Raw genomic sequence first — 18,712 nt, forward strand, 5'->3', positions numbered from 1 at the left:
GGAGCGACGCGGACCCGGCGCCCGCGCCGTCCGCCGCTGCCATACAGCGAGAGCAGCAGCTGCCGGTACTTCTCCAGCGAGAGGCTGCGCCGCAGATGGCGCTCGAGGTAAGCTCTTCCGGCGAGCCCTCGCCTCGACAGCTCCCCGCGTCCCATCGCGTACAGCTCCGTGAGCTGGCGCGCCGCATCTCCGTAACGCTGCGGCTCCGACGAGCTGCCGCACCCGCTTTCCATAATCAGGCGATGGGCTTCGCTGCCTTCCTCCAGGACGCCCATGACTGCTTTTCCCGCAGCCATGACGCCGTAGATCTTGCTCGGAACGGACACGCCCTTGATGCCCTTCTGATTGACGACCAGATGCACGTCGGCCGCGTTCAGCGAGTAGCGGAGCCTGTCCTTCGGCTGATAAGGGAGGAAGAGCACGTTGTCGAGCCCATGCTCCGCGACGAACTGCTCCATGAGCGGCTTGACCGCTCCCTCTCCGATGAACACGAACATCAGGTCCGACATCTGCCGGAATTGCGGCGCGATGCGGATCAGATTCTCAAGGTCGTAGTAGAGGCCCAGGTTGCCGGAGTACATGACGACGAATTTGTCCTCCAGTCCGTGCTCCCGCAGGAATGCGGCCACGCCGGGATCGTCCCGCCGCAGAGGTACGATGTCCTGCTCGTCCGTCCAGTTGTTGATGACGGTATGCGCCGGCACCCGGCGTCCGGCAAACCGGCGCTCCAGCGTCTCCTTCATGTCCTGTCCGACCGTAATGATGTGATCCGACAGGCGGCAGTTCAGCTTGTCGAGCTCCAGCGCGGTCCGGTGGATCAGCGGATGGTTCATGAAGCCGACCGCCTGCGCCTGCTCGGGATTGAAGTCCTGGATGTTGTAGATATGCTTGGCCCGCTTGACCAGCTTGCCGATAGTGCCGATCAGCCCGCCCAGAACGGGAGGCTGCGAGATCGTATAGATGAAGTCGACCTTGCGCTGGCGCAGCAGCAGCCGTACCGCATGGAAGAAATAGGAGGCGATGTACTTGAGGCGGCTTGCCTTGCTGCGCTTGTCCACCTCCGGCAGGCGGATCCGCAGGATGGTGATGTTCTCCAGCCGGTCCTCGGCGAAGCGGGCCGCCTTGGCGTCCTTCTTCTCGCCGGCGTAGCCCGGCTGCTGCGCGATGACCGTAATGTCGAAGTCATGCTGCAGATGCAGGCACAGCTCCGTCAGCAGCTGGCCGGTCGAGGCATAGTCGGGATAAAAGTAATTGATGACGAAAACGATGCGCGGCTTGCTCACTTTCTCCAGGCCTCCTTTCTTGCGGGCTGGCCGGCGCTGCGGCCGGACTCCCTGTTCCCTCTGTCCGGCTATCCGGCGCTTCTGCCCGCATGACCGCTATGTCTCGGCGGCAGCCCGCTGTCGGCGACGGCCGCGCTGCCCCCAGCGTTGTCCGCAGCTTCCTCCGCGAATCGGCGCTTCACGAATGCGGCCGGCGTGCCGGCATGCACCTCTCCGTCCGGAATGCTCCGGGTTACGGTGCTGCGGGCCGCGGCGACCGCCATCGTGCCGACCGTGACGCCGGGATAGACGAAGACGTCGCTGGCGATCCAGGCTCCGTCGCGGATGACGACCGGCTTGGTGATGAGGCCGAAGCTCGTATCCCCGATGTCATGCGAGCCGGTGCACAGATAGCTGCGCTGCGAGACGACGCAGTGGCTGCCGACCTTGATTTCATCGAGGCTGTAGAACTCGGCGTCGTCGCCGACCCAGGAGCAGTCTCCGATGCTGATCTTCCACGGATAGGTGAAGCGGGCCGTGGAGCGGATCTGGACGCCGCTGCCGATGCGGGCTCCGAACAGGCGGAGCAGGAACCTTCTCCAGCCGTACATCGGATGCAGCGAATAGCGGAACAGGCTTCCCTGCACGAGCCACCAGAGCAGCACGACGGGACCGCTGCGGCCCCGGGAGTACCCGTCCTGGTAGTACCGATCCAGGCGGATGCGGTTCATCTCGTCATCTCCAGAGCGGCGCCGGCAGAGCGTTCTGCCTGTTGCCGTCCGCTCTTGCCGATCAGCTGCCGGTATTCCTGCTCCAATTGCGCGCCAACCTGGCTCCACTCGTAATATTTCTCCACGAGCTGCTTGCCCTGACGGCCCATTTCGGCTCCAAGCTCCGGATGGCTCAAAATTTCCGATACCGCCTCCGCTACCTTCCCCGGATCGCATGGAACGGCGCGTCCGGCGCCTTCCTGCACGACCTCGCGCCAAATGTTGACCTTGTCCGAGATGACGACCGGCACTTCGCAGGCCATCGCCTCTACAACCGCGATGCCGAAATTCTCCGTATAAGAAGGGAGGATGAAGACATCCGCATCCCGGAGCACGGCAAGCTTGTCCCTGCCGGTCAGCATCCCCGTGAAGATGACGAAGTCGCTTAAGTCCGCCTTGGCCAGCCATTCCTTGACCTTCTGGCCATAGTTCTCGTCGTCCGGGCCTGTCACCACAAGCACCGTATCCGGATGGCGACGATGGATTTCGCGGAAGGCTTCGACCAGGATGTCGAGACCCTTCTTGAAGTTGATGCGGCTGAAGAACAGAAGCATCCTCTTGCCGTCGAGCAGGCGGTAGCCGCGGCGGAAGGATCCCTTCATCGGAAGGTCCGCGTATTCGGAGGTGTTGACGCCGTTCGGAACGACGAAGCCGGAGCTGCCATGGACATAAGGCTTGGCAAGCACCAGCTCCTCCTCCGTCGTGTAGTGGAGGGCGTCGGCGAGTCTGATGTTGCGGTTCTCGAACAGCGTCTCCATGATCCGCTTGCGGCCGCGGTGCCTGGCATACATGACCGGATCGAGCGTGCCGTGCGGCCGCACGATGTAAGGCACGCCGTGCTTGCGGGCGAAATGCCCTGCGGCCATGCCGTGGAACAGGTACAGCGAATGGATATGGACGATGTCGAACTTCGGAATTTCCTTGTTCAACGCAAGCGCCATCGCCGGTGAGGTTCTCCAGAATTTTGGCTGGATGACCGGGAAATAGCGTATCGTCACCCCGTTTTTAACGACCGGCGTATCCACGGGCACGTCAAGGACGCCGTCGCCGTCCTGGTTGGTGGTGAAGATCGTCACTTCATGTCCTTTGGCCGCCAGCACAGCGGCCATCTCCAGCCCGGCCTTGGCCGGCCCTCCGTAACGGGGGGCCAGATTTGCGATGACATGCAGGATTTTCATCTTTGCTTCCCCCTTTTCAATGAATGGAGCCCGACAGCCTTCCCGTATTCCGGCCTTGGCGTGGAATCGCAGGCTTGCCCAGCCGGTCCAGGATATCGTGGAGCCGGGCGGTGTAATTGCCGAACGAGAAGTAACCGAGCTCCTCCGGAACCTCGCCCTTTGGCTTGCGCAGCAGCCGCCGGATGCCCAGCTCCACTTCGGATGGAACCGAAGGATCCACCAGGATGCCCAGCTTGCCCCGCATGAGCGCCTCGCTGCTGCCGTCGGCCTTGCTCGCCAGCACGGGAATGCCGCAGGCCATCGCCTCCAGCAGCACGATGCCGAAGCCTTCGCCGTGGCTTGGCATTGCAAAGCCGTCGGCCAGGCGGTAGTGATCCGCCTTTTCTTCCTCCTTGATCATGCCTGTGAACACGACGGCTTCCTCCAGGCCGAGGCTGGCCGCCTTCTGCTCCAGCCGGCCGCGGTCGGCGCCGTCTCCCACGATGAGATATTTCAGCGAGGGCTCGTCGCGCAGCAGGGAAGGCATCGCCTCAAGCACTTCGTCGAAGCCCTTGCGGCGCTGCTCGCCTGCGAGCCGCCCGAGCGTCATCAAGATGCGATCGGACCGTTGCAGTCCGTATCGGCCGAGAAGCCCCTCCGGGGCCGGTCCAGGCACGAACAGCCCCGGCTCGAAGGAGTTCGGAAGCACGAACGAGGGTACGCTCTCCAGGCCTGCCCAGCCTTGGAAGCGATCCAGCGTCAGCTTGCTCACCGCAATGACCGCATCGACCTGGCGCAGCGAATAGCTTGTTCCCTTGCGGGTAACGGGATCCCATGCGTCGATCCCATGAATGACAAGGGCGAGCTTGGCGCCCGTCAGCTTTTTGGCCAGGACGGCGAACGGCAGCAGATTGATATGGCCGCATACGATGAGATCGCTCTTCCGCGCCCGGCCAAGGACGGAGCGCAGCACGGCGCTCAGATAACGCCCCTTTCCTCCGAGCCCGTCCGTGACGTAGCTCAGGTTGGACGGAATCGGCTCCGGCGGGAACGGCATCAGCCGCGGAATCGCGGTCGCCTCCCTCAGTCCCGGATACGAGCTGAGCGAGGTCAGCAGATCCCGGTTGAACTTGGCGATGCCGCCATGTCCCCCGTATGCGTCGGACAGCAGCACAAGCGGCTTCATGTAAGACTCTCCTTCATCCGTCCGCTGGAGAGCAGGCTTTCCGTCCCGGAGGACGGCTCCTCTTTCGCGGCGGCTTGTTGATTCCGGCGGGCCAATACGGCCGCCGACAGGGCGAGCAGGAACAAATACACGAACTGCTCCAGGATGTTGGTCGAAATGCACAACACGACATTGACGACGAGAAGCACATACAGCTGCATCGATTGGCCTTTCAGCCTGCGGAGCACGGCTGGCGCTGCCGCGATCGCAGCGGCAGCCAGCATGCACAGGACGAACAAGCCGTACTGGGTCAGAATGGAGTTGATCGTTCCATCCATGATTTTGTGCTCCAGATCCACGTCAAGCTGCTTGTTGAGGTTAACGCCGCTGTTGGTGCCGTAGCCGATGCCGTCTCCGAACAGCACGACGGAAAGCGGGTTGTCTGTGAAAAAGCCCGTGACCATGTCGATTCTGCCTCCCTTGACCTGAGCCTCCACGATGCTGCCGCGGTCCGCCATCAGCGTCGCGGCCTGTATGCCCGCCATGAGCACCAGCATGGAGAAGCAGACGACAGCCGGCATAAGCAGGCTTTTTCCCGGAAGCTTGCGGCCGCCGAACGCTTTCTCCACCAGCAGGAAAAACAGGATGAGGAAGCAGCCGATAATGGCCGAGCGCGTTCCCGAAATGCCGGCGATGCCCAGGCAGAGCAGCTGCAGCAGCGGAGACAGGCGAAGCATGGTTCTGTCGAGCTGTCCCCTCGCGGAATAGAGGAGAATGGAGCTGCCAAGCGCCATATAACCCGAGATCGATATGCCGCCGAAGGTTCCGATCAGACGCAGGGAGAACGGATTGACGACGCCGAACCTTCCCGTGAACAATACATACTGGGCGACAAGAACCGCGAACTCGATGACGAGCAGCCATGCAACGCAGCGGCATAGCCTGCGCACGAATGCGGGACGGCCCGCGTAAGCCGCTGCCTTCAAGCAAAACACGATCAGCAGCAGCGACCTCCCTCCCGCAGCGACCTGGTACACATTGAGGCCGGCCTCCCGGAAGACGAGAACGCAAGTGCCGTAAGCGAGCAGCAGCAGTACAGGCAAATACCATTTGGCAAGCCGATAACGCTCTCCCTTCCGGGCATCCAGGGCGAAGAACGCAGCGGTCATCAGGACCAGAATGACGTCCTTGAAGTACCGGATGTTCAATCCGAACAGCGGCTCGTTGATGGAGAATTTGGCGTAGGAGATTCTAGCGTTCAGAATGTCGTTCAGCGCCTCGGGCAGATAAGCCATCGCAGCGAAAATCAGGTACAGAAGGATGCCCCTCTCCATCCACTTGCGTTCCGCCGGCTCCGGAACCCCGCCTTCCAGGACGGCGCCGGAAGCGGCGGCCGCCGGTTGCCTCGTCTTCATGGCAGCCCCTAAGCGTTCACGCTCATGGCATGAAGGTACGCGTTCTCCAGGCCGACCCGCTTGAGGTCCTCATCCACCATCATGGTGATGAGCTGCTTGAAGCCGACCTCCAGCTCCCAGCCGAGCTTCTCCTTCGCCTTCGTGCAGTCGCCGAGCAGCAGGTCGACTTCTGCCGGACGCTCGAATTCGGGATCGATGACGACATAGTCCCGGTAGTCCAGGCCGACATGGGAGAAGGCGACTTCCAGCAGCTCCCGCACCGAGTGCATCTCGCCGGTAGAGATGACGAAATCATCCGGCTCGTCCTGCTGCAGCATCAGCCACATCGCCTTGACGTAGTCGCCGGCGAAGCCCCAGTCGCGGAGCGAATCCAGGTTGCCCATCCGCAGCTCGCCCGCCAGGCCCAGCTTGATGCGGGCAACGCCGTCCGACACTTTGCGGGTGACGAACTCCACGCCGCGGCGCGGCGACTCGTGGTTGAAGAGAATCCCGGAGCAGGCGAACATGCCGAAGCTTTCGCGGTAGTTCACGGTGATCCAGTGGCCGTACACCTTGGCCACCCCATAAGGGCTGCGCGGATAGAACGGCGTCGTCTCCTTCTGCGGCGTCTCGACGACCTTCCCGAACATCTCGCTGCTGGACGCCTGGTAGAACCGGGCCGACGGCTTCACGATGCGGACCGCCTCCAGCATGTTCGTCACAGCGATCGCGGTCAGATGGGCCGTCGCAAGGGGCTGCGGCCACGATGCGGCCACGAACGATTGCGCCGCCAGGTTGTACACCTCGTCGGGATCGGAAGCCCGCACCGCTTCGATCAGCGAAGCCAGATCCGTCAAGTCGCCCGACAGCCACGTGATGCTGTTCTTGATCCGCTCCACGTTCTCGTAATTGGGCGTGCTCGTGCGGCGGCGCATGCCGTACACCTTGTAGCCCTTGGACAGCAGGAACTCCGCCAGGTACGATCCGTCTTGACCGGTTACTCCTGTAATTAGCGCTCTCTTCATCTTCCGCATCCCCCAATAGGTTGTTAGATTGAGCCGTCCATTCCGGACGGCGACAGTACGGTTCATGCCTGTTCGCACCGCCATGCGCTTCTCTCGCGCTTCTGTGCGGCGGTGATGCTGCTTCCACTCCCGATGTTGAATCAGACTTCCTGGACGCCAGGCTCCCGAGTCCGCGGCGGGCCGTGCGGCTGGGCGCCTCGGCGGTCAGCCCAGCGCCGGCTCCGCTTGGCGGTAAGCGGCATAGACCTTGCGGATGCCTTCCGGCAGCGGCGTTCCCGCGCTCCAGCCGAGGCGGTTGATGCGGCCCGTGTCGACCAGCTTGCGCGGCGTCCCGTCCGGCCGCGAGGAATTGAATGCCAGCCGGCCTTCAAAACCGACGACCGAAGCGATCATCTCCGCCAGCTCGCGGATGCTGATGTCGTCCCCGACGCCGACGTTCACGATGTCGTCGCCTTCGTAATTCTCCATCAGGAAGATGCAGGCGTCGGCGAGATCGTCCGAATGGAGGAATTCCCGGCGCGGCGTACCCGTTCCCCAGATCTCCACCTCCGCAGAGCCCGTCTCCTTCGCCTCATGGATTTTGCGCAGCAAGGCCGGGAGCACATGCGACGTTTCGAGGTCGAAGTTGTCGTTCGGCCCGTACAGATTGGTCGGCATCGCGGAAATGAATTTCGTGCCGTACTGGCGGTTGTACGCCTGGCACATCTTGATGCCGGCGATCTTGGCGATCGCGTAAGCCTCGTTCGTCGGCTCCAGATCGCCGCGCAGCAGGCTGTCCTCCTGAAGCGGCTGAGGCGCCAGCTTCGGATAGATGCAGGTCGAGCCGAGGAACAGCAGCTTCTTGATGCCATGCCGGCGCGAAGCCTCGATGACATTCGTCTGGATCATCAGGTTGTCGCGGATGAAGTCCCCGCAAAAATCGTTGTTGGCGACGATGCCGCCGACCTTGGCAGCGGCGAGAAACACATACTCGATCGCCTGGCTGCCGAAGAAGGCTTCCACTTGAATCGGATCGCGGAGATCGAGCTCGCGGCTCGTGCGGCCGATCAGATTGCGATAGCCCTTCGCCTCCAGCGCCCGCCAGATGGCGGATCCCGCCAGGCCGCGATGGCCCGCTACGTATATCGCTGCTTGCTTGTCCATATCCGTTCTCCTCCAGTAGGGGTTGTTTAGAAAGCGTCCTTGCTGCCCGCCAGCACCTTCACCGTCCGCAGCAGAATCCGGAAATCCATGCCGAGAGAGCGTTCCCGCACATAGCGCAGGTCCAGCTCCACCATCTGCTCGAAGCTCAGGCTGCTGCGTCCGCTGACCTGCCACAAGCCGGTGCAGCCTGGCGTGACGTCCAGGCGCTGCCGGTCGTACGGCGTGTATTCCGCCACCTCGCGCGGCAGCGGCGGCCTTGGGCCGACGAGGGACATGTTCCCGAGCAGCACGTTCACCAGCTGGGGAAGCTCGTCGATGCTCGTCTTGCGGATGAAGCGGCCGACGCGGGTGACGCGGGGATCGTTCTTCATCTTGAACATCGCCCCCTGCACCTCGTTCTGCGCCATCAGCTCCTTCAGCTTCTCTTCCGCATTCGATACCATGGAGCGGAACTTGTACATGCGGAACGGCTTGCCGTCCTTGCCGACGCGGGTCTGGTAGAAGAACACCGTGCCGCGGGGATCCTCCAGTTTGATCAGCAGCCCGATCAGGACGAATACCGGGCTCAGCAGCAGCAGGCCGGCCAGCGAGCAGCCGATGTCGACCGACCGCTTAAGCTGCTCGTAGATCGCCAGCTGCCGCGCTTGCGCCGGACAGCCCCCGCCGACCGCTTCCTCGCTTCTGTCGTGAAATGCCAAGTGAAATCATCCTCCGCTCATTTGGATTAAGGCTGCCGAAGACGCTTCTAGTTGGCCAGGGTTTCCGCCGACAGCTCGGCTCCGGGCACCCGATTCGTCCAGGCATTGTAATAGCTCGTATTTTTGCCGTAGGAATTGTCGAGCAGGACGCTCGGCTTGTCCATCAGGCAGGCGAGAATATGGCCGTGCAGCCTTGAAGTGACTATGCTGCCGTAGGCGCCGAATTCGCGGATCGCCTTGTTCACGAGGAACTGGGAGTACCGGTACCAGATCCGCTGCAGCGGCCCCCGCGCTCCAGGAAGCCGATAGAGCTTCATCATGACGACAAGCGCCTTGCGCTCTGCCGCCGTATAGAGGCTTGTCCAGTCTTTGGCCGCGCTGCTTGCTCCTCCCGACCGCTCAAGCCGCTCCTGATGAGGCGTCTTCTCGATGTCGTTCCGGAGAAAGAACAGCGTCTCGCCCGCCAGAGGCGAGGATGAGGCGATCGGATACAGCTGGTGGGCCATGTCCGGGGACATGAACACCTTGATGTTTTTGAACTTCTTGCGGGCCATCTCGTAGCTGAGCGTGTCCCGCACGTACAGATGCAGGTCCCGGTGCCGGTTGAACACGGCCGCGGTCCGGCCGAAGTTCAGCTCGCTCTTGTAGAAGATCGTCTGCGGCAGCATGACGATCCGATGTCCCGGGTACTGCTCCACGATCTTTTCCCGCAGCAGCTGATGCTTCGTATAGAGATCCCCGAAGTTGCCTCCTCCGTGCAGCACGAGGATGCAGCTCGGCGGAACCTTGAGCCCGTCCGGGAAGTCCAGCACGCTGTAGCGGGCGCGGACGCGGATGCCGTAAGCCTTGAAGAACGCCTCGGTGCCCTTCATGATGAGGATGTCCCCGCCGTTGCTGTGCACGGGATAGTCGATATAGATGATTTCAGAGCCTTTTGGAATGCTTCTCGTAATAAGCGAGAGGCGCTCCTTCAGCTGCTCCATCGAATAGGATTCAAGCTTGTTCATGCCTTTCTCGTTCCTCCTCCGGCGGCCGCAGCCGCCATTCTTCTTGACTGGATCCGGTTCAGGAGGAACCGGAAGTCCTCGCGGTCGTACAGGATGCGGCGCAGAGGAACGCCGAACAGCAGCCGCATCGAGGCGATGGACACCGCCATGCGGATCAGCGCTCCGCAGAGCAGCGCCAGCGCAAGTCCCTCAAGCCCCATCAGCGGCGTCAGGACGAAGAACAGCGCCACCGTTGCCGCAAGAGCGATGATCTGGCGGATCAGCACCATCCCGGGACGCCCCATCGCATTGAAAGCCGAGGCGAGAATCCACGATCCCCCGCCGATGATGCATTCGATCGACAGCAGATAGAACGTTCCGCTCGCTTCCAGGAATACAGGGCCGAATACAAGCCCGATCAGCCTGCTTCCGATCAGCATCGCGGGCACGACTGCTGCCAGCATCAGCAGCATCGACAGCCGGAACGCCCGGCTGACGGTGGAGATGACCGCTTCCCGGCCCTCGCCCGTTACTTTGGGAAACACAACGCTCGTAATCGCCGTCTGCACGACGTTGAACATCCGGGAGAGGGCGTATACGACCGAGTACAGCCCGAAATCCCGGGGCGTGAGCAGCGAGAGGATGATGAGCTTGTCGAATTGGCCGTACAGCGTGCCGAGCAGGTCCGTGCCGAACACCCGGCTGCCGTACGACAGCAGCGGAGCGGCGACTTTCCGGTTCCACGCCTGTCTCCAGCTCATCGCGGCGAATTCGCGGCGCATGCCCATCGCAGCCAGCGCGATGACGGCCGCCGTCGTGACGAGATAGACGATGACGGCCGAAGGCACCGTCAGCCTGCCTGCCGCCCACAGGACGGCCAGCCCGGCCAGATTGAGCAGCGGCACATACAGCCGAATGCCGTTGTACACCTGGAAGCGGCCCGCGCTTTGCGCCGCGGCGGCGATCAGATTGACGGCCAGCGCCATCGGCACGGCGATCACCGTGTACAGCCTGGCGGAAGCGACTGCTTCCGGACTGTATCCGTCCATCCAATGGGGAAGGCCGATCCAGGCGACCGCTCCGGTAAGGAGGCTCGCCGGCAGGAGCACCGCCAGGCTGACCGCCAGGCTGCCCGCCATCGATGCGCCCCGCTTGACCTGATAGATCAGCGCCGTCGGCAAGCCGAAACCGGTCAGTCCCGCCAGAAAGGCGGGCCAGAACAGGATGGCGGCCAGCTCCCCTTTCCCCGTCACCCCGAACATCCGGGCGGTCAGGATCGAGGTCAGCGTGCCGAGCAGCATGATCAGCATGTTCGTGCCGCTCGTCCTGGCGATCGTCGCCGCCATTCCGTTGCCTCTCAGCTGGCGCAGCGCCTTGGCCAGCCTTCCGTTCGGGACGGAAGCCTCCTCGGCGATGCCCGCGCTCACAGATCGACGCCTCTCATTTTTTTCATTTTATTATTCATAACGCGACCTCCAGGGTAAAAAAAGAGAAAGCCTTTCCGATTACTTGTACAATCCGAGGCAGCCGGCGATATAGCCATTGCTGTACTGGATGCGGCGCAGCTGGACGATCGCTTTGCGGCGATCAGCCAAGGCGAACGGCAGCAGAAGTGCCGATACCGGCACCTTCACCGCCTGCTTGAGGAGATATCCGGGGCCGCGCTGCTTGCGGGCGGCATCGCTTATGCCCTGCCAATATACCCGGCGCAGAAACCATTTGCGGCTGATGCGGCTTTTGGCGATTTTATGGTCGACGACGGCATGCGGGGTGTAGCACACTTTATGCGTCGCCCGGATCCGGTCGATGAGCTCGCTCTCCTCGCTCGACAGCAGATTGCTGCCGACACGGCCGAGATCCTCGCGGAACGGGGCATGGCGCTTGAATACGTCCGCCCGGAAAGCGACGTTCGCCCCGAATGGAATCCGCGGAGCTTCCATCTCCGTGACGCCCGGCGCGTAATCCAGCACCGTGTACAGCGTCTTGAACATGTCCGGCAGCCAAGCCGGCTCGCCGCCTTCCCATACCGGGTCGATCTTGCCGCCTACGCATCCGATGCCGGCATCCCGCTCGAACACGTCGATGATCGCTCCCATCCAGCCTGGCTTCGCCACGGCGTCGTCGTCCAGGAAGAGGATGTATTGACCTCTCGCTTCTCTGATGGCCCGGTTTCTCGCCGCCGACAAGCCGAGCGTCTCCTCCCGTACGCAGCGCACCCGCTCCGGTCCGACGCCAGGCGTGCGCTGCAGCTCGAGCATCGTCTCCCATGTGCCGTCCGTCGACTTGTTGTCCACGACGAGCACCTCGTACTGATTGGAATCGAACTGCTGCCCGAGCACGCTCCATACCGCTTCCTTCGTGTCTGCGGCGCGGTTATGCGTACAGATTGCGACCGTTACCTTCATGCTTCCAACTCCGTTTCCGTATGGTCCTCCAGCTCCCCGGCAGCCTATTCGCCGCGTGCCGCCAGCAGCCCCCTGCCCAGCTCCCGCTCCAGCATTTCGCCCATCTCGGTAAGCAGAGGATGACGAAGCTCAGGGTTGCGAATTGCGAACTCCAGCGTCGTAAGAATAAACCCGAGCTTCTCGCCGACATCATAACGGATCCCTTCGAAATCATAGGCATACACGCCCTGATGCTCGTTGAGCCGCTGGATCGCGTCCGTGAGCTGGATTTCTCCTCCCGCTCCCGTCTCATGCCTGCCGAGAAATTCGAAAATTTCCGGCGTCAGCACATATCGGCCCATGATGGCCAGATTGGACGGCGCTTCTCCCGGAGCCGGCTTTTCCACGAACCGATTGACGCCATGCAGCCTGCTGAGCGGGTGATCCAGATTGCCGATCGGATCGACGATGCCGTAGCGATGAGTCTGTTCGACGCCTACGGTCTGGACACCGATGACCGATTTCCCGGTCTGGTCATACTGCTCGATCAGTTGCCGCGTGCAAGGGACATCCGATTGCACGATGTCGTCCCCGAGCAGAACCGCGAACGGCTCGTTGCCGATGAAGTTGCGGGCGCACCAGACCGCATGGCCAAGCCCTTTGGCTTCTTTTTGCCGGATATAGTGGATCTCGACGTTGGATGAGCGGCGGACCTTCTCCAAAATGTCCAGCTTGCCTTTCTCCTGAAGCGTATGCTCCAATTCGAAAGCGATGTCGAAGTGGTCCTCGATCGCCCGTTTGCCCTTGCCGGTGACGACGATAATGTCCTCGATGCCGGACTCGATCGCTTCCTCGACGATGTACTGGATCGTCGGCTTGTCTACGATCGGGAGCATTTCCTTCGGCATCGCTTTGGTTGCCGGCAAAAATCGCGTTCCTAAGCCGGCGGCGGGAATAATCGCTTTTCTCACTTTTTGCATGACGCTCACCCTATCTATTTGGAATGGTTTCATTTGCTCAAATACCGCCCATAACGCTCGATTTGCTGCAGCTGATGCACATTGCAGCAAAACCGCTGCAGGTACGGATCGTTCTTCCGATCGCTGTTGAAGCCCGGATTTCATGAACTTCTTTTGGGGGAATCCGGTCTTCAAAGGCGAACGCTCACGCTTCTCCAGAACGATTCCGCCCCTTCCGCTATCAGCAGTCGCAAAAACCTGCGCATCGTCCGCTATCAACTGTTCCAAAAAACTCTACATGGCCATTCCGCCTGCTCATTTCCTACGCCGAAACAAGTTTATGTCCGCCGCGCTCATTTCTCGCACAGCTCCGATTCTCAAAAGCACCGGTGAAACCTCACCGGAAAATCTCCAAACCAACACAGGGGGCATCGAACCCCGCCTCACGTCATGCCCTCGACGATGAACGTCTAAGGCCGCTGGCCCACAGCATGACCGAGTGCCTCCGGTGATAGAGGTGCAGGAGACATTACCTGGGCTGATTCGAACCGCCTCGCCCGGCTTGCCGGCCAATCCTCACGGCTGGAGGCGGCTCAATTTCCGCTTGCGGGAAAAATCCGTCCATTCCGTGCTCAAGCCTGCTCCTCGCCGCCGTAGTAGTAATAGTAGTAGCCGCTGTTGCCGTCCCGGTCGACATTGTTGAGAACGACTCCGAGCATCCGCGACCCGGCGTTTTCAAGCGTTTCCTTCGCTTTCCGCGCCGTATCGCTCTTCACTTTGCCGGAATCGATGACGAGCACGACGCCGTCGCACTTGCCGGCTACGATATGGGCATCCGTCACAGCCAGAATAGGAGGCGTGTCGACAATGACCTGATCGTACTGCTCCTTGGCCAGCTCCAGCAGCGCGGCCATCGCTCTCGACCCGAGCATCTCCGAAGGGTTGGGGGGAGTCGGCCCCGCTGTCAAAATATCGAGATTGTCCACCTCCGCAGCTTGAACCCCCTGCTCGAGCGTGCTGCGTCCTTGCAGCACTCCGGTGAGTCCTCCCCGGTTGCTGAGGGAAAAGATATGATGCTGAGAAGGTTTCCGCATATCCGCATCGATCAGCAGCACTTTTTGCCCCGCCTGGGCAAAGGTGACGGCCATGTTGGCCGAAGTCGTGCTTTTGCCTTCTCCTGCCCGGCAAGAGGTGACCATCAGCAGGTCGACCGGATCGTCGACTCCGGCGTAGTCCACCCCGGTACGGAGCATCCGGTATGATTCCGAGATCGGCGACTTCGGATTGCTTGCCGTTATGAGCGTCCAATTACGCGTCAAGCGAGACATTGCTTTTCCTCCCCACATGGCCGGAAGCCGGTATCGTTTCCGTATTGTTCAGATTGCTGCCGCCCTTGGCGGTCGCCTCTCTCTCCTTGAATTTCGGAATCGCCGTAAGCACCGGAAGTCCAAGGGCGTCGCGGACATCTTCTTCCGACTTGATCGTATCGTCGAGATACTCAAGCAGGAACGCCAGCCCCAGACCCGCCAGCAGCGAAAGGGCGAACGCCGTGACGATATTCAGCTTGGCGTTTGGAGCGACCGGCGCGGCCCCGGCAGCAGGATCGGCTTGATTCAGAATCGAGACGTTGTCGACCTGCAGCAGCTTGGGAATTTCCTTGGAGAAGACGAGGGAGACGGCATTCACAATATTCGCCGCCCCGGCGAACGACTCGTCTCTGGCGGTAACCGACATGACCTGGGTGTCGTTGACGGATGTCACCGTCACCTTCCCGGCGAGCTCGCCGGCGCTTTGATGGAGCTGCGGATATTGTTCGGCGACGATCTGCATGATGCGCGGCGTCTTGATGATTTCCTTGTAGGTTTTGATCAGCTGGATATTGCTGTTGATCATGCTGAGGTCGATGCTGGACATCAAACCGCCGCCGTCCTTGACCTGTCCGACGAGCAGCTTGGCCGACGCCTCGTATTGGGGTTTGGCGTACCAATAGGAGTAGGTTGCGGCCAGCGAGCAGCTCACGATGACGATGGCTGCGATCAGCCATAGCCGCTTGCGGATGATGTAGGCATAATGTTTGATTTCCAAGATGTTCCCTCCAGTAAAAAATGGTTGAATATATGAGAACAGGCTCCTATTTGAATTATTAATTTTCTTTAATTATTCATTTCGAGAACTTCTTGAGAAAAAAAAGAGCGCAATTCCCATTGGCTTCTTCTATCTTATGACGGCTTGTTAGTTTCTCTCCAGGAAATCATCCAGGCTTCCGCCGCGGAGAATATGCTCCATCAGATCCTCGAAGCTTTTATCGATGCCCTTCTTGTCCAGAAGAAGCGTCAGAAGCTCAGCCAGATCGATGCGCGGTTTCTGGCTTCCCGGCACGTAGCGGTTCTTCTTGTAATCGAACACGAATTCACGGCGGAGCGGATATTCCGTCACATACAGCAGCTCGGCAAGCGAATCGGCCTGATTGGCGGAGCCGAGGCTTTCATCCTCCGCGAGTACTTGAAGGAATTGGCGCAATTTCAGCTTTTTCTGCTCCATCTCCATAAATGCCTGCAGGCTCTCCCTTGTTCTCTGGATTTGCTCGTTCAGTCCCTCGTATTCCGTGACAAGCGATAGTTTGCGGACCGCCATCCCTTTGTCCCTCCCTGTATCGTCGCTTCCATCGATGCTCGCCATGCATGGATGAAAAGCGCGTCTGTTGTCAGATCAAAGCTTCAGCATTCGGTATTTTCAGACACGGGCTGCCAGGGGATTGCAGTCAGCCTCACAGCAGATTCGCTGCTATTCAGCTTGTTGGTTCGATTATGACACAGTTCGTCGCAAAAGCTAGAGGGAAGAAAGATGTGTTTGGATTAGTCTTTCCTGTTCATTTTCAGGTCCTGTTTTCAAGTACCCTGCTCCTAGTTTTCATGCATTATAGCGCAGGAATATTCAGACTTGTTCACGTTTTCATGGAAATGTATGCGTTATCGTCATCTTCGATGGAAGCTTCCGCAAGGCTTCCATGAAGCAGACTATTGTCGCAGTCGCTTCCAGGTCCGTGAAAGAACAAAAAACCGCTCTCTTGAGCGGTTTTCCTGTTCTGTCGTCTGTCCCTTCTTGTTTCGGCGCCCCGGCAGTAGTCCTATAACAGACGGCCGCATTCAGGGACTTAGGAACGAGAGGAAGAGATGATGGTGGCGTTCAAGGTTTTTCCAGACCCGATTCGACAGAATTCGAGACTTTGGTCACGTCCGGAGATACTTTCTTGACGCGAAATACCCAATATTTATTGGCGGCAAATCCGGCTCCGGTCGCAACGACGACGGCAATTCCTTTCGCAATCAGCGTATTCCATCCCAACCCGCCGTGAAAAACAGCCAGTACAGCAGTCGAAATTCCGAATGTGAACAGGTTCACGGCCAAAAACCGGAGCCATTCGCCTTTGCGTCCCGGCTCCGAGCTTCTGAACGTCCAGCTCCGGTTGACCAGATAGCTGTTGATTGTGGCGACCCCGTAGCTGATCGTCTGCGCGATCAAATAGTGGACTCCAAAAACCGCGTTCAAAAGGCCGAAAATCGCATAATCCAGAACTGTATTCAATACGCCGGTCAAGGCGTATTTCATTAACATTCCCATCGTAATCCTTCCAATCCTTGTACGTCTCTATATAGAAGCAAGCGATGACATCGGTTCTAGAGATGACCTCTACAACCAAAAGGGCATTCTCCCATTTGCCGTTGAATGCCTATCGTTAGAGAAGGTAGTGATACCTAGAAGAGTATCCCATGTATCTTTATCCAGTCAAGTCAAGATCGATCGTTTTCTTCCGCTCCTTGAACGGAGAAATGAATGGATTCAGGCATAGCCTTGGCGAAGAGCATCCAAGCGGAATGAGGCGTTTCAGCAGAATGATGATAGGGCTGCGGGCTGTTCGATGTCGATACGCGGTCTCATGCGCAAGAAGACCGTCAGGTTCATTCCTTCTCTTCCTATATATATGGTTTTCAATCTCCCGATTCGGACAGCAAGTACTTGCCTTCGCCCGACGGACCGTATGGATGATGCCGTCACACTCGACAATATTCTGTCAGATTATCGGGGAAAAGATATGTCTACTTCCTCGTTTCCACAGGCAGGAATGCGCAAGCACATGAAGAACGTTTAACACGGAACCTTTTTTAGTCATGAAATTTTGGGCTATGGGTTGCATCCGACACACTCAATGATTATACTTACTTTACTAAAGGATTAGATTGCATGCGATTTAAGAACGGAAAAGCTTGATTCCGGGCTAATTGTAACGAATTCATAACCCTTTTTTAAGAATCTATTAATCTTGATTGGGTACAATATACTCAACCATTCGAATTGATTGGAGTGATAAGAACATGAGAACTCTGATTTCCTTCCAAAACAAGAAGATTCCTGTATATATCGCCGAACAAAACAATAAAAAAGCACTGGATAAGTTAGGCGAGGTATTGAACCGCAAGCTGTCCACAGGCAAAAATGCTCTCAAAGGCTCCATCCGTTCCCTGATCAGCGTCGAAATCTCGGGAAGCGAAGCTACTCTCCATACGATCAATGAAAAAGACACGCTTACGATTTCCCTTTATTGATCTCTACCATGCCAATGCCGCCTGCCCCAGCAGGCGGCATTTTTGCATTGAGCTCCGTTATGGTACAGTGGAATCAACATCCGTACAATCCGTACAGAACTCGAGGAGGAAGCGCCAATGCTGTTTGTCGACAACCGGGACATGCATGATCCATCCCTTAATCTGGCTCTCGAAGAATATATTCTTCGCCATCTTCCCGCTGATGAGGATTATCTGCTGTTTTACATCAACGAACCGTCCATCATCATTGGGAAAAACCAGAATACGCTGGAGGAAATCAACGAAGACTATGTCAAGGAACAGAATATTCATGTCGTACGCCGGCTATCCGGTGGCGGGGCCGTCTATCATGATCACGGCAACTTGAATTACAGCTTCATCACCAAGGATGATGGCGAATCCTTCCGCAACTACCGCAAATTCACGGAACCGGTCATTCAAGCGCTTCGCTCGTTAGGCGTAGAAGCCGAGCTAAGCGGACGGAATGACATCCAGGTCGGCGAACGCAAAATATCGGGCAACGCCCAGTTCGCGACACGCGGCCGTATGTTCACTCACGGCACGTTGTTGTTCCAATCCGACATCACACATGTCGCATCGGCGCTCAAAGCCAATCCGGAGAAGTTCAAGTCCAAGTCGACAAAATCCATTCGCAGCCGTGTCGCCAACATTTCTGAGTTTCTGCAGAAGCCGATGACGGTGGAGCAGTTCCGTTCCTATTTGCTTGAGACTTTATACGATGGCCACCCCGTCGAAGCCTACGAGCTGACGGAAGCGGACTGGGAAGGCGTCCGCAAAATCTCGGAGGAGCGCTATCGCAACTGGGAGTGGAACTACGGGCGTTCTCCGGCATTCAACTTGCGTCAGGTGAAGAGGCTATCAGCGGGAACCTTTGATGTACGGCTGAATGTCGAGGCCGGACGTATTGAACAGGCTTCCATCTACGGAGATTTTTTTGGAACCGGCGAAGTTGCCGAGCTTGAAGAGCTGCTTGCAGGAGTGCGCTATGATCAGCAGTCCGTCCGCGAGGCGTTGTCGGATACCGCTTTGACACCTTATTTAGGCCCCGTCAGCTTGGATGAGTTTATTGAACTTCTGTTTTAAAATCCTGTCTCTTCCTCTCCAGTCATGAATGCAAGAGGCTTCTTCTAGATTACGGGCCGAG

At 58.9% G+C, this 18,712-nt stretch carries 19 protein-coding genes; 3 read left to right on the forward strand and 16 right to left on the reverse strand.

Annotated elements, in window-relative coordinates; genetic code table 11:
• The 15 genes from PHU01S_RS19830 to PHU01S_RS19900 all read right to left on the reverse strand — a co-directional run.
• On the reverse strand, positions 1 to 1,283 hold a 1,283-nt coding region (locus PHU01S_RS19830), incomplete at its 3' end, for a glycosyltransferase family 4 protein (protein WP_164763132.1).
• Between the two features lie 68 nt (positions 1,284 to 1,351).
• Positions 1,352 to 1,993, reverse strand: coding sequence for a WcaF family extracellular polysaccharide biosynthesis acetyltransferase (locus PHU01S_RS19835; protein ID WP_127509503.1), 642 nt, complete (start codon positions 1,991 to 1,993; stop codon positions 1,352 to 1,354).
• Complete coding sequence (locus tag PHU01S_RS19840) at positions 1,990 to 3,210, reverse strand: glycosyltransferase (protein ID WP_076353634.1); 1,221 nt, start codon at positions 3,208 to 3,210, stop codon at positions 1,990 to 1,992. The genes PHU01S_RS19835 and PHU01S_RS19840 overlap by 4 nt, the downstream gene beginning before the upstream one ends.
• Before the next feature lie 16 nt (positions 3,211 to 3,226).
• Entirely contained in the window at positions 3,227 to 4,375 is a 1,149-nt protein-coding gene (locus PHU01S_RS19845) for a glycosyltransferase family 4 protein (protein ID WP_127509506.1), read from the reverse strand.
• A complete protein-coding gene (locus PHU01S_RS19850) occupies positions 4,372 to 5,769 on the reverse strand; it encodes a hypothetical protein (RefSeq protein ID WP_127509509.1) in 1,398 nt (465 codons plus the stop codon). Before PHU01S_RS19850 ends, PHU01S_RS19845 begins: the two co-directional genes overlap by 4 nt.
• Before the next feature lie 8 nt (positions 5,770 to 5,777).
• The gene (gene gmd, locus PHU01S_RS19855; RefSeq protein WP_127509542.1) at positions 5,778 to 6,773 is read right to left on the reverse strand and encodes a GDP-mannose 4,6-dehydratase; all 996 of its coding nucleotides are present in this window, start codon (positions 6,771 to 6,773) and stop codon (positions 5,778 to 5,780) included.
• A 204-nt stretch (positions 6,774 to 6,977) separates the two neighbouring features.
• The gene (locus PHU01S_RS19860) at positions 6,978 to 7,916 is read right to left on the reverse strand and encodes a GDP-L-fucose synthase family protein (RefSeq protein ID WP_127509512.1); all 939 of its coding nucleotides are present in this window, start codon (positions 7,914 to 7,916) and stop codon (positions 6,978 to 6,980) included.
• Positions 7,917 to 7,942: 26 nt separating this feature from the next.
• Positions 7,943 to 8,614: a sugar transferase gene (locus PHU01S_RS19865; RefSeq protein ID WP_076353624.1), complete on the reverse strand. Its 672-nt coding sequence runs from the start codon at positions 8,612 to 8,614 to the stop codon at positions 7,943 to 7,945.
• A 47-nt stretch (positions 8,615 to 8,661) separates the two neighbouring features.
• Entirely contained in the window at positions 8,662 to 9,621 is a 960-nt protein-coding gene (locus PHU01S_RS19870) for a polysaccharide pyruvyl transferase family protein (RefSeq protein WP_076353622.1), read from the reverse strand.
• Positions 9,618 to 11,027 carry an oligosaccharide flippase family protein gene (locus tag PHU01S_RS19875; RefSeq protein WP_307721816.1) on the reverse strand — a complete coding sequence of 470 codons (1,410 nt, stop codon included), beginning with the start codon at positions 11,025 to 11,027 and terminating at the stop codon, positions 9,618 to 9,620. Before PHU01S_RS19875 ends, PHU01S_RS19870 begins: the two co-directional genes overlap by 4 nt.
• A 78-nt stretch (positions 11,028 to 11,105) precedes the next feature.
• The gene (locus PHU01S_RS19880) at positions 11,106 to 12,005 is read right to left on the reverse strand and encodes a glycosyltransferase family 2 protein (protein WP_127509515.1); all 900 of its coding nucleotides are present in this window, start codon (positions 12,003 to 12,005) and stop codon (positions 11,106 to 11,108) included.
• 44 nt (positions 12,006 to 12,049) lie between these two features.
• Entirely contained in the window at positions 12,050 to 12,964 is a 915-nt protein-coding gene (gene galU / locus PHU01S_RS19885; protein WP_048746805.1) for a UTP--glucose-1-phosphate uridylyltransferase GalU, read from the reverse strand.
• 611 nt (positions 12,965 to 13,575) lie between these two features.
• Entirely contained in the window at positions 13,576 to 14,271 is a 696-nt protein-coding gene (locus PHU01S_RS19890; RefSeq protein WP_048746804.1) for a CpsD/CapB family tyrosine-protein kinase, read from the reverse strand.
• On the reverse strand, positions 14,252 to 15,028 hold the full coding sequence (locus PHU01S_RS19895) for a YveK family protein (RefSeq protein WP_048746803.1): 777 nt from the start codon (positions 15,026 to 15,028) through the stop codon (positions 14,252 to 14,254). Before PHU01S_RS19895 ends, PHU01S_RS19890 begins: the two co-directional genes overlap by 20 nt.
• A 147-nt stretch (positions 15,029 to 15,175) precedes the next feature.
• Positions 15,176 to 15,622: a hypothetical protein gene (locus PHU01S_RS19900; RefSeq protein ID WP_218032479.1), complete on the reverse strand. Its 447-nt coding sequence runs from the start codon at positions 15,620 to 15,622 to the stop codon at positions 15,176 to 15,178.
• A gap of 2 nt (positions 15,623 to 15,624) precedes the next feature.
• Between PHU01S_RS19900 and PHU01S_RS26420 the strand changes: the two genes are divergently transcribed.
• Complete coding sequence (locus tag PHU01S_RS26420; RefSeq protein ID WP_218032480.1) at positions 15,625 to 15,954, forward strand: hypothetical protein; 330 nt, start codon at positions 15,625 to 15,627, stop codon at positions 15,952 to 15,954.
• A gap of 175 nt (positions 15,955 to 16,129) precedes the next feature.
• Here PHU01S_RS26420 and PHU01S_RS19905 read toward each other — a convergent pair whose 3' ends face one another.
• Positions 16,130 to 16,564 carry a GtrA family protein gene (locus tag PHU01S_RS19905; protein ID WP_048746801.1) on the reverse strand — a complete coding sequence of 145 codons (435 nt, stop codon included), beginning with the start codon at positions 16,562 to 16,564 and terminating at the stop codon, positions 16,130 to 16,132.
• 752 nt (positions 16,565 to 17,316) lie between these two features.
• Here PHU01S_RS19905 and PHU01S_RS19910 point away from each other — a divergent pair.
• Both PHU01S_RS19910 and lplA read left to right on the forward strand, forming a co-directional pair.
• Positions 17,317 to 17,547, forward strand: a complete 231-nt coding sequence (locus PHU01S_RS19910) for a hypothetical protein (RefSeq protein ID WP_021879285.1) — start codon at positions 17,317 to 17,319, stop codon at positions 17,545 to 17,547.
• A gap of 117 nt (positions 17,548 to 17,664) precedes the next feature.
• Positions 17,665 to 18,651, forward strand: a complete 987-nt coding sequence (gene lplA / locus PHU01S_RS19915) for a lipoate--protein ligase (RefSeq protein WP_127509521.1) — start codon at positions 17,665 to 17,667, stop codon at positions 18,649 to 18,651.
• The last annotated feature ends 61 nt before the right edge of the window (positions 18,652 to 18,712 follow it).

This window comes from Paenibacillus humicus NBRC 102415, from assembly GCF_004000905.1.
Classification (GTDB): Bacteria; Bacillota; Bacilli; order Paenibacillales; family Paenibacillaceae; genus Paenibacillus_O; species Paenibacillus_O humicus.

Excerpts from the sequence above, each read along its gene's own strand:
- PHU01S_RS19860 (WP_127509512.1), bottom strand. The coding sequence starts at position 7,916 with ATGGACAAGCAAGCAGCGATATACGTAGCGGGCCATCGCGGCCTGGCG.
- PHU01S_RS19850 (WP_127509509.1), bottom strand. The coding sequence starts at position 5,769 with ATGAAGACGAGGCAACCGGCGGCCGCCGCTTCCGGCGCCGTCCTGGAA.
- PHU01S_RS19870 (WP_076353622.1), bottom strand. The coding sequence starts at position 9,621 with ATGAACAAGCTTGAATCCTATTCGATGGAGCAGCTGAAGGAGCGCCTC.
- PHU01S_RS19910 (WP_021879285.1), top strand. The coding sequence starts at position 17,317 with ATGAGAACTCTGATTTCCTTCCAAAACAAGAAGATTCCTGTATATATC.
- PHU01S_RS26420 (WP_218032480.1), top strand. The coding sequence starts at position 15,625 with ATGGATGAAAAGCGCGTCTGTTGTCAGATCAAAGCTTCAGCATTCGGT.
- PHU01S_RS19880 (WP_127509515.1), bottom strand. The coding sequence starts at position 12,005 with ATGAAGGTAACGGTCGCAATCTGTACGCATAACCGCGCCGCAGACACG.
- gmd (WP_127509542.1), bottom strand. The coding sequence starts at position 6,773 with ATGAAGAGAGCGCTAATTACAGGAGTAACCGGTCAAGACGGATCGTAC.
- PHU01S_RS19845 (WP_127509506.1), bottom strand. The coding sequence starts at position 4,375 with ATGAAGCCGCTTGTGCTGCTGTCCGACGCATACGGGGGACATGGCGGC.
- PHU01S_RS19890 (WP_048746804.1), bottom strand. The coding sequence starts at position 14,271 with ATGTCTCGCTTGACGCGTAATTGGACGCTCATAACGGCAAGCAATCCG.
- PHU01S_RS19905 (WP_048746801.1), bottom strand. The coding sequence starts at position 16,564 with ATGGGAATGTTAATGAAATACGCCTTGACCGGCGTATTGAATACAGTT.
- PHU01S_RS19900 (WP_218032479.1), bottom strand. The coding sequence starts at position 15,622 with ATGGCGAGCATCGATGGAAGCGACGATACAGGGAGGGACAAAGGGATG.
- PHU01S_RS19840 (WP_076353634.1), bottom strand. The coding sequence starts at position 3,210 with ATGAAAATCCTGCATGTCATCGCAAATCTGGCCCCCCGTTACGGAGGG.
- lplA (WP_127509521.1), top strand. The coding sequence starts at position 17,665 with ATGCTGTTTGTCGACAACCGGGACATGCATGATCCATCCCTTAATCTG.
- galU (WP_048746805.1), bottom strand. The coding sequence starts at position 12,964 with ATGCAAAAAGTGAGAAAAGCGATTATTCCCGCCGCCGGCTTAGGAACG.
- PHU01S_RS19835 (WP_127509503.1), bottom strand. The coding sequence starts at position 1,993 with ATGAACCGCATCCGCCTGGATCGGTACTACCAGGACGGGTACTCCCGG.